Source organism: Microbacterium sp. FW305-3-2-15-F-LB2 (assembly GCF_058787255.1).
The window spans coordinates 1,646,536-1,664,899 of record NZ_JBYSZO010000001.1 but is presented as its reverse complement, the minus strand read 5'-3'; the positions used below and the strand labels follow the sequence as shown (position 1 = coordinate 1,664,899).

General features: G+C 64.9%; 22 protein-coding genes. 18 read left to right on the top strand and 4 right to left on the bottom strand.

From position 1 onward, the window contains the following. Nucleotides 1-183 precede the first annotated feature (183 nt). Nucleotides 184-651, top strand: a complete 468-nt coding sequence (locus tag AC3WLZ_RS08025) for a signal peptidase II (protein WP_492469686.1) — start codon at nucleotides 184-186, stop codon at nucleotides 649-651. Nucleotides 652-678: 27 nt separating this feature from the next. Here the strand turns inward: AC3WLZ_RS08025 and AC3WLZ_RS08020 are convergent, their stop codons facing one another. Then, nucleotides 679-1,269, bottom strand: a complete 591-nt coding sequence (locus AC3WLZ_RS08020; RefSeq protein ID WP_492469685.1) for a vitamin K epoxide reductase family protein — start codon at nucleotides 1,267-1,269, stop codon at nucleotides 679-681. Nucleotides 1,270-1,337: 68 nt separating this feature from the next. Here AC3WLZ_RS08020 and cmtR (AC3WLZ_RS08015) point away from each other — a divergent pair, with 68 nt between their 5' ends. Together cmtR (AC3WLZ_RS08015) and AC3WLZ_RS08010 are read left to right on the top strand one after the other, a co-directional pair. Further along, nucleotides 1,338-1,697, top strand: coding sequence for a Cd(II)/Pb(II)-sensing metalloregulatory transcriptional regulator CmtR (cmtR, locus tag AC3WLZ_RS08015; RefSeq protein WP_492469684.1), 360 nt, complete (start codon nucleotides 1,338-1,340; stop codon nucleotides 1,695-1,697). After that, on the top strand, nucleotides 1,694-2,299 hold the full coding sequence (locus AC3WLZ_RS08010; RefSeq protein WP_359921348.1) for a cadmium resistance transporter: 606 nt from the start codon (nucleotides 1,694-1,696) through the stop codon (nucleotides 2,297-2,299). The genes cmtR (AC3WLZ_RS08015) and AC3WLZ_RS08010 overlap by 4 nt, the downstream gene beginning before the upstream one ends. Nucleotides 2,300-2,363: 64 nt before the next feature. Here the strand turns inward: AC3WLZ_RS08010 and AC3WLZ_RS08005 are convergent, their stop codons facing one another. The 3 genes from AC3WLZ_RS08005 to AC3WLZ_RS07995 form a co-directional block, all read right to left on the bottom strand. Then, nucleotides 2,364-3,584, bottom strand: coding sequence for a cytochrome P450 (locus AC3WLZ_RS08005; RefSeq protein ID WP_492469683.1), 1,221 nt, complete (start codon nucleotides 3,582-3,584; stop codon nucleotides 2,364-2,366). A gap of 273 nt (nucleotides 3,585-3,857) precedes the next feature. Further along, a complete protein-coding gene (locus AC3WLZ_RS08000) occupies nucleotides 3,858-4,883 on the bottom strand; it encodes a sensor histidine kinase (RefSeq protein ID WP_082784248.1) in 1,026 nt (341 codons plus the stop codon). Next, entirely contained in the window at nucleotides 4,883-5,566 is a 684-nt protein-coding gene (locus AC3WLZ_RS07995; RefSeq protein WP_005051512.1) for a response regulator transcription factor, read from the bottom strand. The genes AC3WLZ_RS08000 and AC3WLZ_RS07995 overlap by 1 nt, the downstream gene beginning before the upstream one ends. Before the next feature lie 226 nt (nucleotides 5,567-5,792). Between AC3WLZ_RS07995 and AC3WLZ_RS07990 the strand changes: the two genes are divergently transcribed. From AC3WLZ_RS07990 to AC3WLZ_RS07920, 15 genes are all read left to right on the top strand, one after another. Next, nucleotides 5,793-6,053 carry a hypothetical protein gene (locus AC3WLZ_RS07990; protein ID WP_492469682.1) on the top strand — a complete coding sequence of 87 codons (261 nt, stop codon included), beginning with the start codon at nucleotides 5,793-5,795 and terminating at the stop codon, nucleotides 6,051-6,053. A 129-nt stretch (nucleotides 6,054-6,182) separates the two neighbouring features. Continuing rightward, the gene (locus tag AC3WLZ_RS07985) at nucleotides 6,183-7,427 is read left to right on the top strand and encodes a COG4705 family protein (protein ID WP_492469681.1); all 1,245 of its coding nucleotides are present in this window, start codon (nucleotides 6,183-6,185) and stop codon (nucleotides 7,425-7,427) included. Further along, the gene (locus AC3WLZ_RS07980) at nucleotides 7,424-8,116 is read left to right on the top strand and encodes a DedA family protein (RefSeq protein ID WP_270354444.1); all 693 of its coding nucleotides are present in this window, start codon (nucleotides 7,424-7,426) and stop codon (nucleotides 8,114-8,116) included. The genes AC3WLZ_RS07985 and AC3WLZ_RS07980 overlap by 4 nt, the downstream gene beginning before the upstream one ends. Before the next feature lie 122 nt (nucleotides 8,117-8,238). Further along, nucleotides 8,239-8,802, top strand: coding sequence for a phosphatase PAP2 family protein (locus AC3WLZ_RS07975; protein WP_492469680.1), 564 nt, complete (start codon nucleotides 8,239-8,241; stop codon nucleotides 8,800-8,802). A gap of 170 nt (nucleotides 8,803-8,972) precedes the next feature. Continuing rightward, entirely contained in the window at nucleotides 8,973-9,539 is a 567-nt protein-coding gene (locus AC3WLZ_RS07970) for a recombinase family protein (RefSeq protein ID WP_492469679.1), read from the top strand. A gap of 9 nt (nucleotides 9,540-9,548) precedes the next feature. Continuing rightward, nucleotides 9,549-10,985 (top strand): TnsB C-terminal domain-containing protein, encoded by a 1,437-nt coding sequence (locus tag AC3WLZ_RS07965; RefSeq protein ID WP_492469678.1) that lies wholly within the window; start codon nucleotides 9,549-9,551, stop codon nucleotides 10,983-10,985. Continuing rightward, nucleotides 10,972-11,898 carry an AAA family ATPase gene (locus tag AC3WLZ_RS07960; protein WP_492469677.1) on the top strand — a complete coding sequence of 309 codons (927 nt, stop codon included), beginning with the start codon at nucleotides 10,972-10,974 and terminating at the stop codon, nucleotides 11,896-11,898. The genes AC3WLZ_RS07965 and AC3WLZ_RS07960 overlap by 14 nt, the downstream gene beginning before the upstream one ends. A 162-nt stretch (nucleotides 11,899-12,060) precedes the next feature. Beyond that, the gene (locus AC3WLZ_RS07955; RefSeq protein ID WP_492469676.1) at nucleotides 12,061-12,264 is read left to right on the top strand and encodes an antitoxin VbhA family protein; all 204 of its coding nucleotides are present in this window, start codon (nucleotides 12,061-12,063) and stop codon (nucleotides 12,262-12,264) included. Next, entirely contained in the window at nucleotides 12,257-13,015 is a 759-nt protein-coding gene (locus AC3WLZ_RS07950; protein WP_492469675.1) for a Fic/DOC family protein, read from the top strand. Before AC3WLZ_RS07955 ends, AC3WLZ_RS07950 begins: the two co-directional genes overlap by 8 nt. Beyond that, a complete protein-coding gene (locus AC3WLZ_RS07945; RefSeq protein WP_274638370.1) occupies nucleotides 13,012-13,590 on the top strand; it encodes a recombinase family protein in 579 nt (192 codons plus the stop codon). Before AC3WLZ_RS07950 ends, AC3WLZ_RS07945 begins: the two co-directional genes overlap by 4 nt. A gap of 112 nt (nucleotides 13,591-13,702) precedes the next feature. Continuing rightward, nucleotides 13,703-14,062: a Cd(II)/Pb(II)-sensing metalloregulatory transcriptional regulator CmtR gene (gene cmtR / locus AC3WLZ_RS07940; protein ID WP_492469674.1), complete on the top strand. Its 360-nt coding sequence runs from the start codon at nucleotides 13,703-13,705 to the stop codon at nucleotides 14,060-14,062. Then, nucleotides 14,059-15,966, top strand: coding sequence for a heavy metal translocating P-type ATPase (locus tag AC3WLZ_RS07935; protein WP_492469673.1), 1,908 nt, complete (start codon nucleotides 14,059-14,061; stop codon nucleotides 15,964-15,966). Before cmtR (AC3WLZ_RS07940) ends, AC3WLZ_RS07935 begins: the two co-directional genes overlap by 4 nt. Next, nucleotides 15,963-16,535 (top strand): signal peptidase II, encoded by a 573-nt coding sequence (locus AC3WLZ_RS07930; RefSeq protein WP_492469672.1) that lies wholly within the window; start codon nucleotides 15,963-15,965, stop codon nucleotides 16,533-16,535. Before AC3WLZ_RS07935 ends, AC3WLZ_RS07930 begins: the two co-directional genes overlap by 4 nt. A gap of 89 nt (nucleotides 16,536-16,624) precedes the next feature. Then, nucleotides 16,625-17,737, top strand: coding sequence for a tyrosine-type recombinase/integrase (locus AC3WLZ_RS07925; protein ID WP_492469671.1), 1,113 nt, complete (start codon nucleotides 16,625-16,627; stop codon nucleotides 17,735-17,737). Then, complete coding sequence (locus tag AC3WLZ_RS07920; RefSeq protein WP_492469670.1) at nucleotides 17,721-18,068, top strand: helix-turn-helix domain-containing protein; 348 nt, start codon at nucleotides 17,721-17,723, stop codon at nucleotides 18,066-18,068. Before AC3WLZ_RS07925 ends, AC3WLZ_RS07920 begins: the two co-directional genes overlap by 17 nt. Nucleotides 18,069-18,364 lie beyond the last annotated feature (296 nt).

Below are 18,364 nucleotides of genomic sequence, written 5' to 3'. Positions count from 1 at the left end.
CTTTCAAAGGACTTTTTCCTCAATGCTCACACCACTGTTCGATCCCGAGTGGTCTCCACGTTCGCGGGCGGGGACGGACACGGAAGCTCGGCACGGCGTTTCCTCGGCCTCCGTCGTGCGGGGCGCACGATGAGGCGGCGTCGGGGCTGGAGATTGGCCGTCGCGTGCCTGGTCGCGCTTGCTATGTCTGTCGTGGACCAGGGCACGAAAGCCCTCGCGCTCGCACAGCTGAGCGAGCAAGAACGCATTCCACTGATCGGCGACGTGCTGGGGCTGCAGCTCGCCTTCAACCCCGGCACCGTCATGTCTCTCGGCTCGAACAGCACCTGGGTGTTCACTTTGGTCGGGATCGTGGCAGTGATCGCCTTGTTCTACGCCGCCTGGCGGGCGACATCCACGTTGTGGGCGGTCGCCATCGGTTTCGTCTGGGGTGGAGCGATCGGCAACCTCATCGACCGTCTCTTCGCCCCTCCAGGGTTCGGCCGCGGTCACGTCACCGACTTCCTCGCCTACGGCAACCTCTTCATCGGAAACATCGCCGACATCGCCATTGGAGTCGGCGTCGGACTCGGTATCCTCCAGATGCTCCGCACCAACCGATCTCAGCCGCGCAGCGAACATCCGGCCGCGACCCCCACCCACGAGAAGTAACCTCGGCCCGAAGATGGGTCATTCGCGCTAGATGATGCTCGCCAGGACATTCAGGCGGAGCTGAGCGAGCACCGCGACAACCAGGTACGCGGCGACCGTCACGAGCGTCATCCACGGCCACAACAACGCACCGACTCGTCTTGCTCTGCGACCAAAGACGCCCTCACGCAGGTTCCGAGCTGTCACGAAGAAGAACAGCGGGAGCGTCGTCAGCCACACCACAAGGCACCAGGGGCAGAGCGTACCCAGCACGTAGATGCTCTGCCCAATCAACCAGACCACGAACCCAAAAGCTCCGGCGACACCGATGTTGAACAGCATCCAGAACCAGCGCGCGGAGTGCGGGACCGCCCACACCGTGACGCCGACACACACCACGAGCGAGAACCCGACCAGTCCGAGGAACGGATTGGGAACCCCGAATGCGGCTCCCTGAGCGCTGTCGAGGTTCGCGGAGCATTGCACCAACACGGAGAAGTCGCAGCTGAGGCCCGTATCGGGGTTGGTCAGCTTTTCGATCTTCTCGATGGACAGCGCCATCGCTGCCGTCAACCCGATGGCGCCAGACAGCATGAGGAACAAGCCGAAGAAGAATTCACGGCGCACGAACTGTGACAACTTTCACCCATCGCGAGATTTGTACGGGACGGTTAGCGATCATACAGTGAACCGTGTATGTTCATCGTGTGCTGACTATAACTGATCGTCTGGACGTGATGAACCGACTCGGCCGAGCCATGGCCGACCCGACACGCTCACGCATTCTCATGACCCTGCTTGACGGCCCGATCTATCCTGCGGCACTCGCCCGCGAGCTGGACCTCAGCCCGTCCAACGTGTCCAACCACCTGACCTGCCTCCGAGACTGCGGCATCGTCGTCGCCGAGCCCGAGGGCCGCCGAACCCGGTACGAGGTAGCCGACCCCCGTCTGAGCCGGGCGCTTACTGCGCTGCTGGACACGACCTTGGCCGTTGACCATGCAGCCGGGTGCATCGACCCCTCCTGCGCGGCCCCGGAATGCTGCACGATGGAGGCGACCGCATGATCTTCCTCTCCATCCTGCAAGCGATCGGCCTGTTCCTTGTCACGAACATCGACGACATCATCGTGCTGTCGCTGTTCTTCGCCCGCGGCGCGGGACAACGGGGCACGACCGCTCGAATCCTGGTCGGGCAGTATCTGGGATTCGCCGGCATTCTTGGCGCGGCCGTACTCGTAGCTCTCGGCGCCGGAGCATTCCTGCCTCCAGAGGTCATCCCCTACTTCGGCCTGATCCCTTTGGGGTTGGGGCTATGGGCGGCCTGGCAGGCATGGCGTCGACGTCACGACGACGACGATGACGATGAGGGCAAGATCGAAGGCAAAAAGGTCGCCGTCTGGGCTGTAGCCGGAGTCACCTTCGCAAACGGCGGGGACAACATCGGGGTCTACGTGCCGGTCTTCCTGAGTGTCGGACCCGCCGCCGTGGTCGCCTACTGTGTTGTGTTCCTCGCGCTCGTCGCGGTCCTGGTGTACGTCGCCAAGTTCATCGCTACCCGACGTCCGATCGCCGAAATCCTGGAGCGCTGGGAGCACATCCTGTTCCCCATCGTTCTGATCGGCCTCGGTATCTTCATCCTGATCAGTGGCGGGGCATTCGGGCTCTGACCACCAGAACGAAGCAGGCCGAGCCGGGACCGACGTTCCGATCATCAGCGTTCACCCGCAGTGGTTAGGCGGGAATGAGCACAAACCCGTCTTCGGGTTGCGCCGGGAATCGCCGCAGGTCGACTCGAAAGTCCTGGCCCGGGACTGTGTACTCCGCAGTGGCCAGCCGTCCCACAGCGGAAGCGAGGATGGCCACCGTCGCCGGTTCGCCCGGGCAGCGGTGGCCATCCTCGTAAAAACCACCGCCTTGCGGCACAAGCGCGTTGTGGTGCGGCTCACTCGACATGAATCGGGCGGGAGCAAAGGTGCACGGATCTGACCAGAGCTGAGGATCACGATTGGTGGCGAAAAGATCAAGGATCACCCAATCACCGCGCGTAAAACGGACACCGTCCCATTCCATATCGCGCGCGGCGGTCCCGCCGACCACGGGGAAAAACGGCGTAGTGCGGCGCACTTCCTGGGCGAAGGCGAGACGGGTCTCCGCGTGCTCGGCGACACGCGAACGCCATTCGGGATGAAGATGCAACGCGAGAGCCGCGAACACGATGAAGCGCGCAATCGCAACGGTCGGTCGAAGCAGATTCAGGAATTCCACGGCTGCAGTACGCTCGTCGAGCAACTGACCGTCTGCGTCCCGATGACCTGCCACTCTGGCCGCAATGGTCTCTGGCGGCGCGTCGCGGAGCACCTGTCGCGCCCATGCTTCCGTACGCAGCCGGAGCGCCCGCCCTCGCAGGTTTCGTGGTCCGAAGGAGCCTGCGCCATCGATCATCCCTGCAAACTCGGACGCTCTTCGATCAAGGTCGCGGTCGCTGAGCGGAATTCCCGCCCAGGTGCACACCCCAGCGGTCAGAGCGCGCCCAGCCAACTCCAGCAGAGATACGCGGTTTCCGGACGCCGCGGCCCATTCTTTCTGCCACGCCTCCGCGACATGGCGATCCAGATCGATGCGAGCTGACACATCGAGCACGTCAATGAAAAGTGCCTTACGATTCCGGTGCTCATCCCCGGCGAGGGTCTGCACGCTTCCCTCATCCTGCAACGAGTGCTTCACCGAGCGAGGCATCGCCCGATCCCGAGTAAATCGGTCACCCTCGTAGAAGAAGCGCACCCAGCCGCTGCCGCGGGCGAAAGTCACACGTCTCCCCATCAGGCGAGTCGTGAACGCATCGCGTCCCGCCGCATCGAACCCGTGCTGCCCGAACGCGTACCCGCGCACGAGGAACTCGAGCGTTCGATCGATTGGAAGAACGGGAAGCGCAGATCTCCTATCCTCGGGCATGCTCTGACGGTATTCGCGAAGTTGTTTATGTGGCAAGGGACTTGACCTCCGCAGTGCAGGTGGCGCGCACCCGGCCGTGCCGGAAACGATCGATTCTGAGCAGGCGACTAGCGCGCGGTGCACGCCGCGATGTGAACTGCGGCGATAAATGTCGCCCTTGTCGCGCCGCAGGTGGGCCAGCCGCACGAAGGGAAGGGCGGTACCTCAAGCTTGCTCCGATCGGCGGTTGTTTCCGCTGTGTGCGGCATGTCGGCGCAGAGGCCCAGCCACGTCTCAGGCAGGACGGGAGTGGATCTCAGCTCGTCGCCGAGGCATTGGGATTATGAGCGTCATCGTGGTTCCCTCGTTGGTCGATGACGACACCCGCGCCAACCCGCCGTAGCGGCTCACCGTGTCCTGTACGAGCGACAATCCAATTCCAAACCCGGTTCTTGATGAGCCACCGCCATCAACGGCATCCGCGGACCGAGCGAATCTGTCGAAGACACGACTCGGTTCGATGCCTCGGATACCGGGACCTTGATCGGTCACACTGATATGAACCCGACGGCCCACCTGGCTCGCCCTTACGGTGACGATTGTTCCCACCGGGGAGTGTTTGATCGCATTGTCGAGAAGGGCGATGAGGCTTCGCCGCAGGCTTGTGTGAGGGATCGAGGCAGACAAGTCGGGTGCGATGTGGGCGCCCATCAAGCGCACGCGTCGTTCGCGCGCGAGGATGGACATGGCCGATATCGCTGATGCGACGCATGTTGCCACGGGGGTTGGTTCTGCCTCTGATTCTGTGGGGACTTCGGCCGCGTGCAGGAGGTCAGAGACGACTCCGATGACGGATAGGGTGTCGTGGCGGAGTTGTGTCACGAGTTCCTGGTGGGGATCTGATGCGCGCGAGCTGCGTTGCAGCAATTGGATACGTGCATCCAATACAGCCAGCGGCGTTCGAAGTTCGTGTGAAGCGTCGGCAACGAATTGCCTCTGTCGTCTGAGGGCATCCACCAAAGGCCGGACTGCCCGGCGCGTGACGAGCCATCCCAAGAGGCCGGCGAGGGCGATCGCGATGAGACCGATGCTGACTCCACCCACGATGATGTCGAGACCCTGAATATCCACGACTGTTTCTTTCTGCTGCGGGTTGAGCAGGTCGGGCAGGGGGATCTGGGTGAAGACAACGGCGAATGCTGCGATTAGGACGGCAACGACGAGTGCGGAAACTGCCAGAGAGATGGTGAGGGCGACCCGTCGCGCGGCGGAGCGGATGAGCTGCGCGTCTGGGTCTTGCGTGGGGCGTCGTCTGATCATCACACCAGGCCCAGCCGGTAGCCGCGGCCGTGAATTGTTTGGACGATGCTTGGCTCGGTCTTCTTCCGCAGATAATGCACGTACGTGTCGACGGTCCCCGGAGTGTCGTCGGAAGAGAACACGGCTCGAAGGATTGCAGCGCGAGTGAAGGTTTGCTGCGGGTTTGTTGCTAATAATCGCAGGAGCGCACTTTCCCGTTCCGTAAGGATGGTGCGGCCGTCGTAGGGCGAGTAGACCGCGCGTGAGTCCGGATAGAACTCCCATTCGCCGATGCGAACGAACGGGCCTTCTCCGTTGGTGACGCGCCTGATGGCGCGGAGCCGGGCGAACAATTCGTCGAACTCGAACGGCTTAACCAGGTAGTCAGCGGCTCCGGCGTCCAGTCCTCTGACTTTGTCCTGTACGGTTCCCATGGCCGTGAGGATGAGCATCGGCACCTGTGACCCTGCTCTGCGGAGGGACTCAACGAGGGTGAGCCCGTCGACAGTGGGCAGCCGGCGATCGACCACCATCGCATCGAATGACTGTTCCATGGCGATATCGAATGCTTCGCCGCCATCTGCACAGAGCGTCACGTCGTACACCTCCGCAAGGACCTGCGCCATCAAAGGGCCGAGCTGGGGATCATCTTCGATCAGCAGAAGGCGGGGTTGTGTCGGCGCTGTCGCTACCGTGTCGGCCATTCTGTCTCTCCCTCGTCGGCGCCCTCAATCGCGTCGCACTCTGGCTTTTCGTGAGCGTTGGACGTCAACGGAAGTACGGTCGTTGACTCGGTCGAGCCTGCCTCGTGCGCTCTAAGAAATCACACAGAAGCGCCGCGCGTGGGGCAGTTCTGAGCCTTCGCGGTTTCTTAGAGGCCGCCAGGGACCATCTCTTCAGGGCTCACCGAGAGTCGCAGAAGGGAACGACATGAGCACTGTCAAACGCAAGGGGGTGGGCGCCGGACTCGGCGTCGTAACGCTCGTCCTGTTCAGCGCAGGAGGGGTCGCCGCCATGGCCCTACCCGCATCGGCCGCCACCACATCGGTGGTCTCGCCCGCACCCGCATCCTCCAATCCCGCCGTCGAGGACGGTACGAACGACGGCGAGACCGCCGACGATCAGGGCGTCGAGGACGGCACGAACGACGGCGAGACCGCCGACGACGTCGCCGCCACCCCGGCGAACTGATCACCTGATCACGTGTGGGTGGCCACCAGCCGCCCACACGTGATCTGTGTCCGCTCGCCTCTTCCTGCTCGCACGAGCGAGCGCAAGTTCTGAGTCGATTCTTAGAACGCGGTCCCTAGCGTCCCGCGTATGACGACCTCATCCGCGACTGAAGCCGCACCTGTCCGGGTCATGCTGAGCAAGGTGCCCGAGATCACTTTGTGGTTCTGGATCATCAAGATCCTCTGCACCACGGTCGGAGAAAGCTTCGCCGACTGGATCAACACCACCCTCGGGGTGGGACTAGAAGCAACTTCCGTGATCTTCACGGTGGTTCTCGCCGCAGTCCTCTCCTGGCAGCTGGCGTTGCGGCGCTACGTGCCCTTTGTCTACTGGCTGACCGTAGTGGTTGTGAGCGTCACCGGCACCCTCTACACGGATATCCTCACCGACGACCTGGCGGTCCCTCTCGGTGTCAGCACCTTGGTTTTTGCCATCGTCCTGGCTGCGGTGTTCGGCGCATGGTGGGCCAGTCAACGCACCCTATCCATCCACAGCATCACCACCACCCGCCGTGAACTCTTCTACTGGCTCGCCATTCTCGTGACGTTTGCTCTCGGAACCGCCGCGGGAGACGGGATCCTCGAGCTGACCGGTTGGAGTCCAGGAGTATCCGTCCTTCTCCCCGCCGGCCTTCTCGTCGCAGTCATCGCTGGCTGGCGCATGGGAGGCAACCCGGTCCTCGCCTTCTGGCTGGCATACATCCTCACCCGCCCGCTTGGCGCGAATCTGGGCGACTGGATGAGCTTCCCTGTCAGCGACGGAGGCCTGGGAATCGGTGTCGGGCCCACGAGCATCTTCTTCCTCGGTGCCATCCTCGCCACCGTGGTGTACCTCACCATCACCCGAACGGATGCCACGGAGAACGCCCAGACCCGCCGGCCACAGACAACACCTCGCCGCCGTCGCGGCACGCTCATCTACTTCTCCGCGGTCGCTGCCATCGCCGCCGCCGTCCTCGTCTGGGCGCACGCACAGCCTCACAGTACGGCTGCGGCCAGCGAGGAGGGCCCCAATACAGTCGTCACCCTCGCGCCTGGAGAGTCGGCCACCATCAACTTCCCCAATGGGAGCGTCGCAAACTACCGCTCCATCGTCGAAGACACCCTGGGTCTCGTCATGGCCGGCGATACCGCAGGTGCGCAAACCCGCATCACCGACCTCGAGAAGGCATGGGATGAGGATCAGCCCACCCTTCAACCGCTGGACGGCACCGGGTGGACCATCCTTGACGGGCAAGTTGACGCCGTTCTCAAATCTGTGCGCGCCTCCACCCCGGATCCCACAGCCGAGAAAAGCGCCCTCAGCACCCTTCTCAACACCCTTTCCTCATGATGATCTCTCCCGTGAATACTGCCCTCCACGTTCTGACAGCGAGCTTGCTCCCCGACGCGACAGCCATCCTCCACGCCTTTGGACCCTGGGTTCTCGTTGGGATAGCGCTCATCATCTTTATCGAATCGGGCGTACTGTTCCCCTTCCTTCCCGGTGACTCTCTTCTGGTCACCGCAGCGGTCCTCGCCAGCCCCCTCGGCATCCAACCGTGGCAAGTTCTCCTCGTCGGAATACCTGCAGCGATCCTGGGGGATCAGACGGGCTACTGGCTCGGCAGACGCTTCGGGCGACGCATGTTCAAAGACGGTGCACGCGTTCTGCGTCCGGACCGCCTCCACGACGCAGAAAACTTCTTCCATAAGTACGGCGGCGCATCCCTCGTCCTCGGACGCTTCGTCCCCATTGTTCGCACCTACATTCCCGTCGCGGCCGGAACCGCTCACATGCCCTACCGGCGATTCCTCCTCTGGAACACCACCGGGGCAACCCTCTGGGTGGTCGGCATGACAGCTATCGGTCTCGCTCTCGGCGGCATCCCGTTCGTCGTCAACAACATCGACGCACTCATGATCGTCGTCGTTCTCGTATCCGTCCTACCCGTCATCATCGCCGTCATCCGCAAATGGAGCACCAACCGCCGCAATCGGCCCACGCCAGACGGTGCCGGAACGAACGAGGCGAACACATGAGAGCCCACACATACCCCGTTGGGAGCGGACTACTCACGCCCACACGACGCGGTCGCCGCGTCGTATGGCTCGCCTGCGTCGCGGGGGTTCTACTCACCGCCCTGGGCTTTATCCTCCGGGTGGTGCCCTTCGACGCACCCGCCGTCGAAGCCCTAAACCGCGCTCACACCGGCGCATGGGGACAAATAGCCGACGCCATCTACTTCATGCTCGAGCCCGTTCCCGCCGCATTCCTCACACTCCTCATCCTCATCACCATCGCGGCCGTTCTTCGATCCGTGCGCACAGCGATCGTCTTCGGCGGAATCGTTGCATTGACATGGCTCCCTACCGCCGCCATCAAGGTCGTCGTGGACAGACCTCGACCGGATATCTTCACCCTTGTCCACCCATTCACGCCCGCGCAGGTGGATGGATCTTTCCCCAGCGGACACACCGCTTTCATCGCCGCCCTAAGCATCGCCTTCTGGTTTCTTCTGCGCGGTACCCGTGGGGCGTCGATCGCTCTCATCACCGGCACTGTGTCTACCGTCATCGTTGGCCTCGCCGTCGTCAGCGACGGGCTCCACTACCCAACTGATGTCTTGGCCTCCATCGCGTGGGCAATCGCGTTGGCACCCACCGCCCGATGGGTCATGGTCGACGTCATCGCTCCTCGCTTGGAGCGATATCGAAAGCGCAGCTGATCGACGGATCTTCTGTCTTGCTGACCTCGCGGTTGATCGCGCGGCGCGGTCTTACTGACGACCGTTCATGAGACGGTCCTCCCGCAGCCGAGCTACGTCCGCGAGTCGTGTCTCATAACCCGTGTCCGCAAACTATGTAACGGACGCGGCGTTCGCGTTACTCTGAGGGCATGGCCACGATCGGATACGCCCGCGTCTCGACGCGCGAGCAGAACCCCGACGGTCAGACCGACGCGCTCGAAGCGGCCGGCTGCGACAAGATCTTCGTCGAGCACGCCTCCGGCACCCTGGCGAAGCGGCCCGCGCTGACCGATGCTCTCGGTTACCTGCGGGAGGGGGACTCCCTCGTCGTGACAAAGCTCGACCGGCTTGGCCGATCCGTCCGCAACCTCAAGCAAATCGCCGACGAGTTACAACGGCGTGGAGTTGGCCTTCGGGCTCTGTCCCAGGGCATCGATACGACCACACCGGGCGGGAGGTTGTTCTTCCATATGCTCGCCGCGATCGCCGAGTTCGAGCACGACCTGATTGTGGAACGGACGCACGATGGTCTGGCGGCGGCGCGAGCTCGTGGGCGTAAGGGCGGCCCAAAGTTCAAGATGACGCCGACGAAGATTCGACAGGCCCGCGCGATGTACGACGAGGGTGCGCACACCGTGCAAGAGATCGCCGACACCTTCGGGGTATCCCGGCCCACGATCTACCGGCACCTGGCCGATCACGTCGAGCGGGCCTGACGAGGGATCATGGCGCACCTCAGCGACCGGCAGAAAGCCGAGCTTGTGCGCCAACACCTCGACGGTGTGCCGTGGACACGGATCGCGAAGCACTCCGGCGTCACGGTGCGAACCTTGCAACGATGGGCCGCTCGCATCGAGGCGGGGCAGCTCGCAAGACCGCCTCGCCGAGATAAAGGTGCCTCCCGTACCCCCACGGAACTGGTCACGGCGATCGAGGCGCTGGCCATCCGCCGACCGGCTCCCACCATCGCGTACATCCATCGGCGCGTCAGCGATATCGCGCGCGATCGAGGGCTGCCAGCTCCCGGTTACACGACCGTTCGCCAAATCGTGCACGCTATCGACCCGGGCCTGACAGCTCTCGCTGAGGGCGGTGACGCCGCATATCGCGACAAATTCGAGCTCGTCTACCGGCGCACGACAACCGCCCCGAATGAGCAGTGGCAGATGGACCACACGCTGCTGGACGTGATGATCCTCGACGACAAGCGGACGCCTGTGCGCCCCTGGCTGACGATCGTGCTCGATGACTACTCCCGTGCCGTCGCCGGATACGCCTTAGCGGTTTCGGCGCCCACGTCCGAGCACTCCGCACTGGCGTTTCATCAGGCCGCGAGCCGGAAACGACATGCCTCGTGGGTGGTGTCGGGGCTCCCCGATGTTCTCTACAGCGATCACGGGTCGGATTTCACCTCTGCTCGGATCGAACAGGTGTGTCTGGATCTGCACGTGCGCCTCATTCACTCGCGGGTCGGCGTTCCGCAAGGACGCGGCAAGATCGAGCGGTTCTACCGCACCATCACGACCGAATTGCTCCCGCACCTACCTGGCTTCATCCCGCACGGCACCGGCGGCACACCCACCAGCGCCCCCATGTTGACCCTGCACCAGCTCGACGACGTCCTCGAGCGGTTCATCGTCGACGAGTACAACGAGCGCCCGCACTCCGCGACCGGGACGGCACCGCACGCGCGCTGGCGCAGCGGGAGCTTCATCCCGCGTATGCCCGCACACTCGGAAGACCTCGACCTGCTGTTGCTGACCGCCACCGCCACCAGACGCGTGCAGCGCGACGGCATCCGATTCGCCTCCACCCGATACGTTTCGCCCGTCCTCGCCGCCTACGTCGGTGAAGACGTCACCGTCCGATACGACCCCCGCGACCTCGGCGAGATCCGACTGTTTCACGACAACGCGTTCCTATGCCGCGCGATCGCCCCTGAACGCTCCTCCGAAACGATCACCTTCGCCGACCTGCAGAGCGCAAGGAACACCCGGCGCCGGGCGCTGAAGCAGCAACTTCGCTCCCTCAGCAACGTCGCCAGCTCTCTGCCGGAAGACACTCGGCACCGACCCGCGGCCGCGCCTCTCTCTCCCTCCGAGCTCGACGCGCCAGCCCCGCAATCGAAGAGACACGGGCTGAGGACCTATGCCAGCGACTGAATCGACCGTCGGAAAGCCGGTGTCCGTCCTCGTCGGCGCGGACGACGACGGGCGACGGTTCCTCAACGGCACCTTCGACGAATTCACCCAGGCGCCCCCACCACACACCGACACCCGCCCCGCGTTCGTCAGCACCCGAGAGCACCGACGGTTCGTGGAGTTCGCCGACACCGTACGCTCACACCGCTACATCGGCCTCTGCTACGGTCCGCCCGGCATCGGCAAGACTCTCTCCGCCCGCCACTACGCCGGCACCGACGACTGGGAACAGTGGTACCCGCTCGCCCGAAACGGTGGCCTGCTCCCTCCCGTCCCCGAGGGCGTCCAGCAGAGTCGAACGGCGTTCTTCACCCCCACGGTCGCCGCCACCATCAAGCAGATCGATCAGGGCCTGCCCCGCGCGTGCCAACAAGTCTCGTGGGCCATTGATTATGCCCGGTACGGTCACGTCGACCCCTACGTCCATCCCGAATCCCAACACAGCGGGAACACAGAGCTGCTTATCATCGACGAAGCCGATCGGCTCAAAACCGTCGGCCTCGAACAAGTCCGCGATTTCTACGACCGCCACCACATGGGCGTCATCCTCATCGGCATGCCCGGCATTGAAAAACGCCTCGCGCGCTACCCCCAGCTCTACAGCCGCATCGGCTTCGCCCACGAATACCGTCCTCTCCGCAGTGACGAACTCACCGCCGTCGTCACACAACGCCTCCCCGCACCAGACCCCGGTGATTCAGGGCTCGCTCACACCGCCGCCCTCGCCGCGATCGTGCGCGCCACGAACGGGAACTTCCGCCTCGCCGATCGCCTCGTCACTCAGATCCGACGTGTTCTTGACATCAACGGGCACACCCACCTCACGCCCGAGGCCGTCGACGCCGCCCAGGAAGCCCTCCTCATCGGACACTGAACGACGCGACAACCGCGACATCTATCGCTGCAATTCACACGCCGCGAGATGTCGGGGAAGCTCCGGTGCTCAAAACCCTTGTCAAAACCCCATTCAGTGCAAAACCTCCACTATAGGTTTTTGAGCAAGTCGGGTAGACTAGAAGCAACGAGGGAGGCCACCATGAGCGTCAAGACCGCCAGCACCATTTCTGCGGCCGAGCGCGAGCTGCGCGAGCGCGTCGTGGCTGAGGCCGCCCACAGCTCCGCGATGGAAGGCCTCACCGCCGGCGCCGAGTACCGCGCCGACGCGGCCGCCTACGCAGCGGGGGACTTCGACGTCGACGAGCTGGGACGCCGCACACGGGCCCGCTGGGGCCTTGCCTGATTTCGTCGACCCGTACCTCGAGCCCGCATCGGGCATCCTCCGCAACCGGCTCGGCCTGACCGACCGCGCCACGCTGGATCGCGCCGAAGCGGAACTGACCGAGTGGCGACGGGCCGAGATGATCACCCGCCAGGTGAAGGTCACCGGAGATCTCCGACAGCTCCAGGCAATCCACCGGCAGCTCTTCCAGGATGTCTACGACTGGGCCGGCCAGCTGCGCACCGTCGACATCCGCAAGGGCACCGACGCGGGCGCGGAGTTCTTCATGCCGGTGTCCCGGCTGGAGTCCGGCGCGGGGTTCGCGTTCGCGGAGCTCGCGGATGAGCACCAGCTGCACGGCCTGAACCGTGACCGGTTCGTAGATCGCCTGGCGCACCACTACGACCAGGTGAACTACCTCCACCCGTTCCGGGAGGGCAACGGCCGCACACAACGAATCTTCTGGACGCAGATCGCCGCCGGCGCCGGATTTGACCTCGACTGGAGCCGAGTCACGGGGGCGGAGAACGACCAGGCGTCACGTACCGCGATGGAACGACAGGACTTCACCGAACTGCGCGGGATCTTCGACCGCATCGTGCAGCCCGCCGCGGGAGGCCGGCTCACCCCGGAACGGATGGAGCAGCTGCGCGCGTTCGCCAACCTGAGCAGCAGCGTCGCGCCGGGACGCTCCGCACCGTCGACGTCGACGGGCCGCTCGCGCCGGCCGACGACACCCGGCCGAGAAGCGGAACAGGGGAGGGACCTATGACCGTCGTCGGATATGCCCGAGTGTCCAAGCGTGAGCAGAACCCGAAGGCCCAGGAGGCCGAGCTGCACGCGGCAGGGGCAGAGCGCGTGTTCGTCGACCACGGCGACTCCAGCCGGGTCAAGGATCGCCCGCAGTGGGTCGCATGCATGGACTACCTCCGCGCGGGCGACGTGCTGGTGGTGCGCCGCCTCGATCGGCTCGGCGGGACCGAGCGCATCCTGATTGAGACGCTGCACGAGCTGGAGGACAAGGGCGTCGATATCAAGAGCCTCACCGAACCGGTGATCGACACCACGACCCCGATGGGCCGTGCCCTGTTCGGCATCGTGGCCGTGTTCGCGCAGCTGCGCGTCGACACGATCCGGGAGAACACCCGGCTCGGTCTGGAGTACGCACGCGCCCAGGGCCGCGTCGGCGGCCGCCCAACGGTGATGAGTGTCGAGCGCGTCGAGGTCGCGCGCCAGATGCGCGCTCAGACCCCGCCGGCGACGTGGGAGACGATCGCCAAGACCTTGCACGTCAGCTCCGCCTCCGTCCGCCGCGCGCTGGCCCAGACCGAGAAGGTGAGCAGGTAGTCATGTGTGGGCGCTTCGCGATGAACAAAGTTCTGAGCATTAATCACCTGATGCAACAGGGCAGCCTCACGACACCCTAGGGAATCGTCAGCGACGACTGTATGATCAGTGCATGCTGACTATTGCTTCTCGCCTCGATGTCGTGAACCGGCTCGGCCGTGCCATGGCCGACCCGTCCCGCTCTCGCATTCTGATGACCCTGCTCGAAGGTCCGAGCTATCCGGCCGTGCTGTCGCGGGAGTTGGAGCTGACCCGTTCGAACGTGTCCAACCACCTGACCTGCCTGCGGGACTGCGGCATCGTGGTCGCTGAGCCCGAGGGGCGGCAGACCCGTTACGAGATTGCCGACCCGCACCTCGCCGCCGCGCTCACTGCACTGGTCGACGTGACGCTGGCCGTGGATGAGAGCGCCCCGTGCGTGGATGCCTCGTGCACCGTGCCTGGCTGCTGCGGGGCCGAGGCGAAGGCATGAGCGCGGGGACGAAGTCCCAGGTCGAAGGGGTCGATCTGAACGATGACGACGACGACCACGACGGGCCGTGGTGGACGGACCGCGGGATTATGGTCCCGGTCTTCTCCGGTGTCGCTTTTGTCGCGGGCCTGATCTGCGAATGGTCCGGCGCGGAGATCCCGGCGCTGGTGCTGTTCTGGATCGGTCTGCTGCTGGGTGCGTCGACGTTCACGCCTGGCGCGATCCGGAAGCTGTTCAAGGGCAAGCTCGGCATCGGGCTGCTGATGACGATCAGCGCGATCGGCGCGGTCATCCTTGGTTACGTCGAGGAGGCCGCCGCTCTGGCGTTCCTCTACTCGATCGCCGAGGCGCTGGAGGACAAGGCGATGGACCGCGCCCGCGGCGGTCTGCGGGCTCTGCTGAAGCTGGTCCCCGAGACCGCGACGGTGCTCATCGACGGAAGGCAGACGGAGATCGCGGCGAAGGACCTCGCGGTCGGGCAGATCATGCTAGTCCGCCCGGGGGAGCGGATCGCCACGGACGGCGTCGTGCGATCTGGGCGCTCCAGCCTGGATACCTCAGCGATCACCGGTGAGTCGATCCCGGTCGAGGTCGAGTCCGGCGACGCGGTGTCCGCCGGCGCGATCAACACGGCCGGGGCGCTCGAGGTCGAGGCTACGGCGGCGGGCACTGACAACTCACTGACCACTATCGTCGAGCTCGTCGAGCAGGCGCAGGCCGAGAAGGGCGACCGGGCCCGCCTCGCCGACCGGATCGCCCGCCCGCTGGTGCCGGGAGTGCTGATCCTCGCCGCGCTGGTCGCCCTCATCGGTTCGCTGTTCGGTGACCCAGAGCTGTGGATCACCCGCGCCCTCGTCGTACTCGTGGCCGCATCGCCCTGTGCGCTGGCGATCTCAGTGCCACTCACCGTGGTCGCCGCGATCGGCGCGGCCAGCAAGTTCGGTGTGATCATCAAGTCCGGTGCGGTCTTCGAGCGCTTCGGCGGGATCCGCCACGTCGCCGTCGACAAGACCGGCACCCTCACCCGCAACCAGCCCGAGGTCACAGCGATCCTCACGGCCGACGGCGTTACCGAGAACCAACTTCTGGACTGGGCCGCCGCGCTCGAACAGCACAGCACCCACCCCCTCGCCGCCGCGATTGCCGCGGCGGCTCCCGACGCGCCTGCGGCCGCCGCGGTGACCGAGCAGGCCGGACACGGCATCGAGGGCACTGTCGACGGCACCAGGATCACCGTCGGCAGTCCCCGCTGGCTCGACGTCGGCGGCCTCGGCGACCAGGTCGCCACCCTCGAGGAGCAGGGCATGACCGTGGTGATCGTGCACCGCGACGGTAAGCCAGCCGGTGCCATCGGGGTGCGCGATGAGCTGCGCCCTGAGGTCCCGGAAGTCGTCCGCACGCTGGCCGGTGACCGCATCGGTGTGACCATGCTCACCGGCGACAACGCCCGCACCGCGCGGGCCCTCGCCGCGCAGGCGGGGATCGAGGACGTGCGTGCCGAGCTCCGCCCCGAGGACAAGGCGGCCGCGATCGGAGAGCTGTCCCGCACCGCTCCTGTGGCGATGATCGGCGATGGCATCAACGACGCTCCGGCCCTTGCCGCCGCCGACATCGGCATCGCGATGGGCGCGACCGGCTCCGACGCCGCGATCGAGTCCGCCGACGTCGCGTTCACCGGCCACGACCTCCGCCTGCTTCCGCGTGCGTTCGACCATGCTCGCCGCGGACGCCGCATCATCAACCAGAACATCGTGCTGTCGTTGCTGATCATCACCGCGCTGCTCCCGCTCGCGCTGTTCGGCGTCCTCGGCCTCGCCGCTGTGGTCCTGGTCCACGAGATCGCCGAGGTCATCGTGATCCTCAATGGCCTCCGCGCCGCTCGCACCCGGAAGGCAGTCTCGTGACGGCTTCCGATGCTGCGATGCGCAGCGAGGAGGCAAGTGCAGAGCGCGACACAACGTCATCAGCTACCGGAGGAACGTCCCGGCGCGCGCTCGGCGTTGCCCTGGCCGTCGCCGGGCTCGGTGTGGTGCTTGACCAAGGCACGAAGGCAGTCGCGGCGTCCAACCTCCAGCCGGGCGAACGCACCCCGCTGGTGGGCGAACTGCTGGGCCTGTCGCTGATCTACAATCCCGGAGCCGCGTTCTCCCTCGGTTCCGGAGCTACCTGGATCTTCTCTGTTGTCGGTGTCATCGCCGCAGCGGCGACGATCGTGTTCGCCGTGCGGTTGCGGGGTGTCAGGTGGGGCCTTGCACTGGGGCTGATTCTCGGCGGCGCGGTAGGTAACCTCATCGACCGGCTCGTAAACCTCCCCTCATTCGGGCAGGGACACGTTACGGACTTCATCGCCTATGGTGACCTTTTCGTCGGGAATGTCGCAGACATCCTCGTCGTCGCCGGGGTCGCCATGCTCGGCCTGCTCCTCATCAGCGCAATCTCGGGCGATGGGGAAGCGACCCAGCCAGAGAATTAACTGCTTGGGTAGACGCCCGAACATGTCGGAGTGACTGCATCTAGCGAAGCTGGATGCATCAATGATGTATCCAATGCAATACTGGCTGCATGAGTTCTGAACATGGCGGCGCGACCGCGCTTCGGTTGCTCGGGAACGTGCGCCCGCTGGACGAGAAGCACTTCGTTTATGACGCCATGCTCGCCGGCTGGAGGGATCAGCAGTCCAGTCGGGGCCTTGTGGCTTCGACGATCCAAGGCAGGCTCCTTACGATTCGCCGCTTCGAGGCCTTCACGGGGCGATATCCGTGGGAGTGGTCGGTCGGTGATGTCGAGGACTACACCACGCATGCGAAGTCGGGAGCTCGTCCTGCAGCGCGATCGACCATCCGCGCGTTTCAGATGATCATCCGGCTCTTCTGTGAGTATCTCTGCGACGGGCGCTACGAGTGGGCGGCCGAGTGCGAACGCCGGTTCGGCCGGGCACCGCAGCAGATTTGCCATGAATGGAACACCACCGCACACCTCGTCGACTACGAAGGGCGGGCGCAGCGCCGGGCGCTCACCTATGACGAACTCGAGCAGTTCTTCGCGGCTGCAGACTCGCGGGTTGAGTCCATTCTCGACCAGGGGCGGAAGGGCGCGCTGGCTGCGCTTCGGGACGCGCAGATATTCAAGACGATCTACGCCTATGGTCTGCGCCGTGCCGAGGCGGTCGGTCTCGACGTCGCGGATATGCGCCCCAATGGCGCGGCTCCTCGTTTCGGTCGGTTCGGTGCCGTTGAGGTTCGCTGGGGTAAGGGCTCGCGTGGCTCCGGGCCGCGCCGACGTTCGGTGCTGACCGTGCCCGAGCTGGGATGGGTCACCCAAGGTCTCGCACAGTGGGTGGATCACGCACGCCCTCGCTTCACGGACGGGACCGGCATGCTCTGGCCGACCGAACGCGGCAGTCGGGTGAGTCTCCGCTACATCGACATGAGGTTCGCAGCCCTCCGTGATCAACTGGGTCTCCCTCCGGAGCTCAGCGTGCACGCGCTGCGCCATACCTACGTCACCAACCTGATCGAGTGGGGCTACTCGGAGAAGTTTGTCCAGGATCAGGTCGGCCACGCTTATGCGTCCACCACCGCGATCTACACCTCGCTCGGCGACGACTATAAGACCCGCATGGTGACCCGAGCTCTCGCCCGAATCTATGAAGGAAACGATGCCGACAACCTCTGACCACAGTCCGATCACCTGGCAGTTGCGGCAGGTCATGGCCGTCGCGGGGATGTTCCATACGACCGACCTCATCGACCCGCTTCGGGAGCAGGGTGTGCACCTGTCCCGCGAGCAGATCTATCGCCTTGTGACGAAGACGCCCGAAAGGCTCAACATCGAGGTACTCGCCGCGCTCTGCCGCATCCTCGACTGCACACCCAACGACCTCATCGAGGTGGCCCCTGTCGCTGCAGCGCGCGCACCTCGCGCCGTCGGCGAAGCCCGCAGCAACGGACCTTCTATCGGTGCCCTCCGCCCGATCCCCGCGAAACTGCACCGTCCCACGGAGTGAGCGAGAGCGCGAGCCCTGGATGGAAGCGGCGTTGCGACTCGTGCGGTCGCGACGTCGAGGCCAGGTACGAGATCCTCGAGCAGCGCATCTGCAACGCCTGCTATTCGCGTCTGCGTCGGAACGCCGCACCCTGCCCGGCGTGCACCCAGATGAAGGTCCTGGCGTTCCGGTCACACGACGGCGAGATCGTGTGCGCTGCGTGCGCGGGTGTTCCGTCACGGTTCGGATGTGCCAGGTGCGGGAGTGAGGAGTACCTGACCGGCTCGCACTGTGGGCGCTGCCGTCTCGAGGATCGT

Excerpts from the sequence above, each read along its gene's own strand:
- AC3WLZ_RS07990 (WP_492469682.1), top strand. The coding sequence starts at position 5,793 with ATGAGCACTGTCAAACGCAAGGGGGTGGGCGCCGGACTCGGCGTCGTA.
- AC3WLZ_RS07925 (WP_492469671.1), top strand. The coding sequence starts at position 16,625 with ATGAGTTCTGAACATGGCGGCGCGACCGCGCTTCGGTTGCTCGGGAAC.
- AC3WLZ_RS07935 (WP_492469673.1), top strand. The coding sequence starts at position 14,059 with ATGAGCGCGGGGACGAAGTCCCAGGTCGAAGGGGTCGATCTGAACGAT.
- AC3WLZ_RS07985 (WP_492469681.1), top strand. The coding sequence starts at position 6,183 with ATGACGACCTCATCCGCGACTGAAGCCGCACCTGTCCGGGTCATGCTG.
- cmtR (WP_492469674.1), top strand. The coding sequence starts at position 13,703 with ATGCTGACTATTGCTTCTCGCCTCGATGTCGTGAACCGGCTCGGCCGT.
- AC3WLZ_RS07980 (WP_270354444.1), top strand. The coding sequence starts at position 7,424 with ATGATGATCTCTCCCGTGAATACTGCCCTCCACGTTCTGACAGCGAGC.
- AC3WLZ_RS07955 (WP_492469676.1), top strand. The coding sequence starts at position 12,061 with ATGAGCGTCAAGACCGCCAGCACCATTTCTGCGGCCGAGCGCGAGCTG.
- AC3WLZ_RS07995 (WP_005051512.1), bottom strand. The coding sequence starts at position 5,566 with ATGGCCGACACGGTAGCGACAGCGCCGACACAACCCCGCCTTCTGCTG.
- AC3WLZ_RS08010 (WP_359921348.1), top strand. The coding sequence starts at position 1,694 with ATGATCTTCCTCTCCATCCTGCAAGCGATCGGCCTGTTCCTTGTCACG.
- AC3WLZ_RS07960 (WP_492469677.1), top strand. The coding sequence starts at position 10,972 with ATGCCAGCGACTGAATCGACCGTCGGAAAGCCGGTGTCCGTCCTCGTC.
- AC3WLZ_RS07920 (WP_492469670.1), top strand. The coding sequence starts at position 17,721 with ATGCCGACAACCTCTGACCACAGTCCGATCACCTGGCAGTTGCGGCAG.
- AC3WLZ_RS08005 (WP_492469683.1), bottom strand. The coding sequence starts at position 3,584 with ATGCCCGAGGATAGGAGATCTGCGCTTCCCGTTCTTCCAATCGATCGA.
- AC3WLZ_RS07945 (WP_274638370.1), top strand. The coding sequence starts at position 13,012 with ATGACCGTCGTCGGATATGCCCGAGTGTCCAAGCGTGAGCAGAACCCG.
- AC3WLZ_RS07965 (WP_492469678.1), top strand. The coding sequence starts at position 9,549 with ATGGCGCACCTCAGCGACCGGCAGAAAGCCGAGCTTGTGCGCCAACAC.
- AC3WLZ_RS07970 (WP_492469679.1), top strand. The coding sequence starts at position 8,973 with ATGGCCACGATCGGATACGCCCGCGTCTCGACGCGCGAGCAGAACCCC.
- AC3WLZ_RS08000 (WP_082784248.1), bottom strand. The coding sequence starts at position 4,883 with ATGATCAGACGACGCCCCACGCAAGACCCAGACGCGCAGCTCATCCGC.
- AC3WLZ_RS08025 (WP_492469686.1), top strand. The coding sequence starts at position 184 with ATGTCTGTCGTGGACCAGGGCACGAAAGCCCTCGCGCTCGCACAGCTG.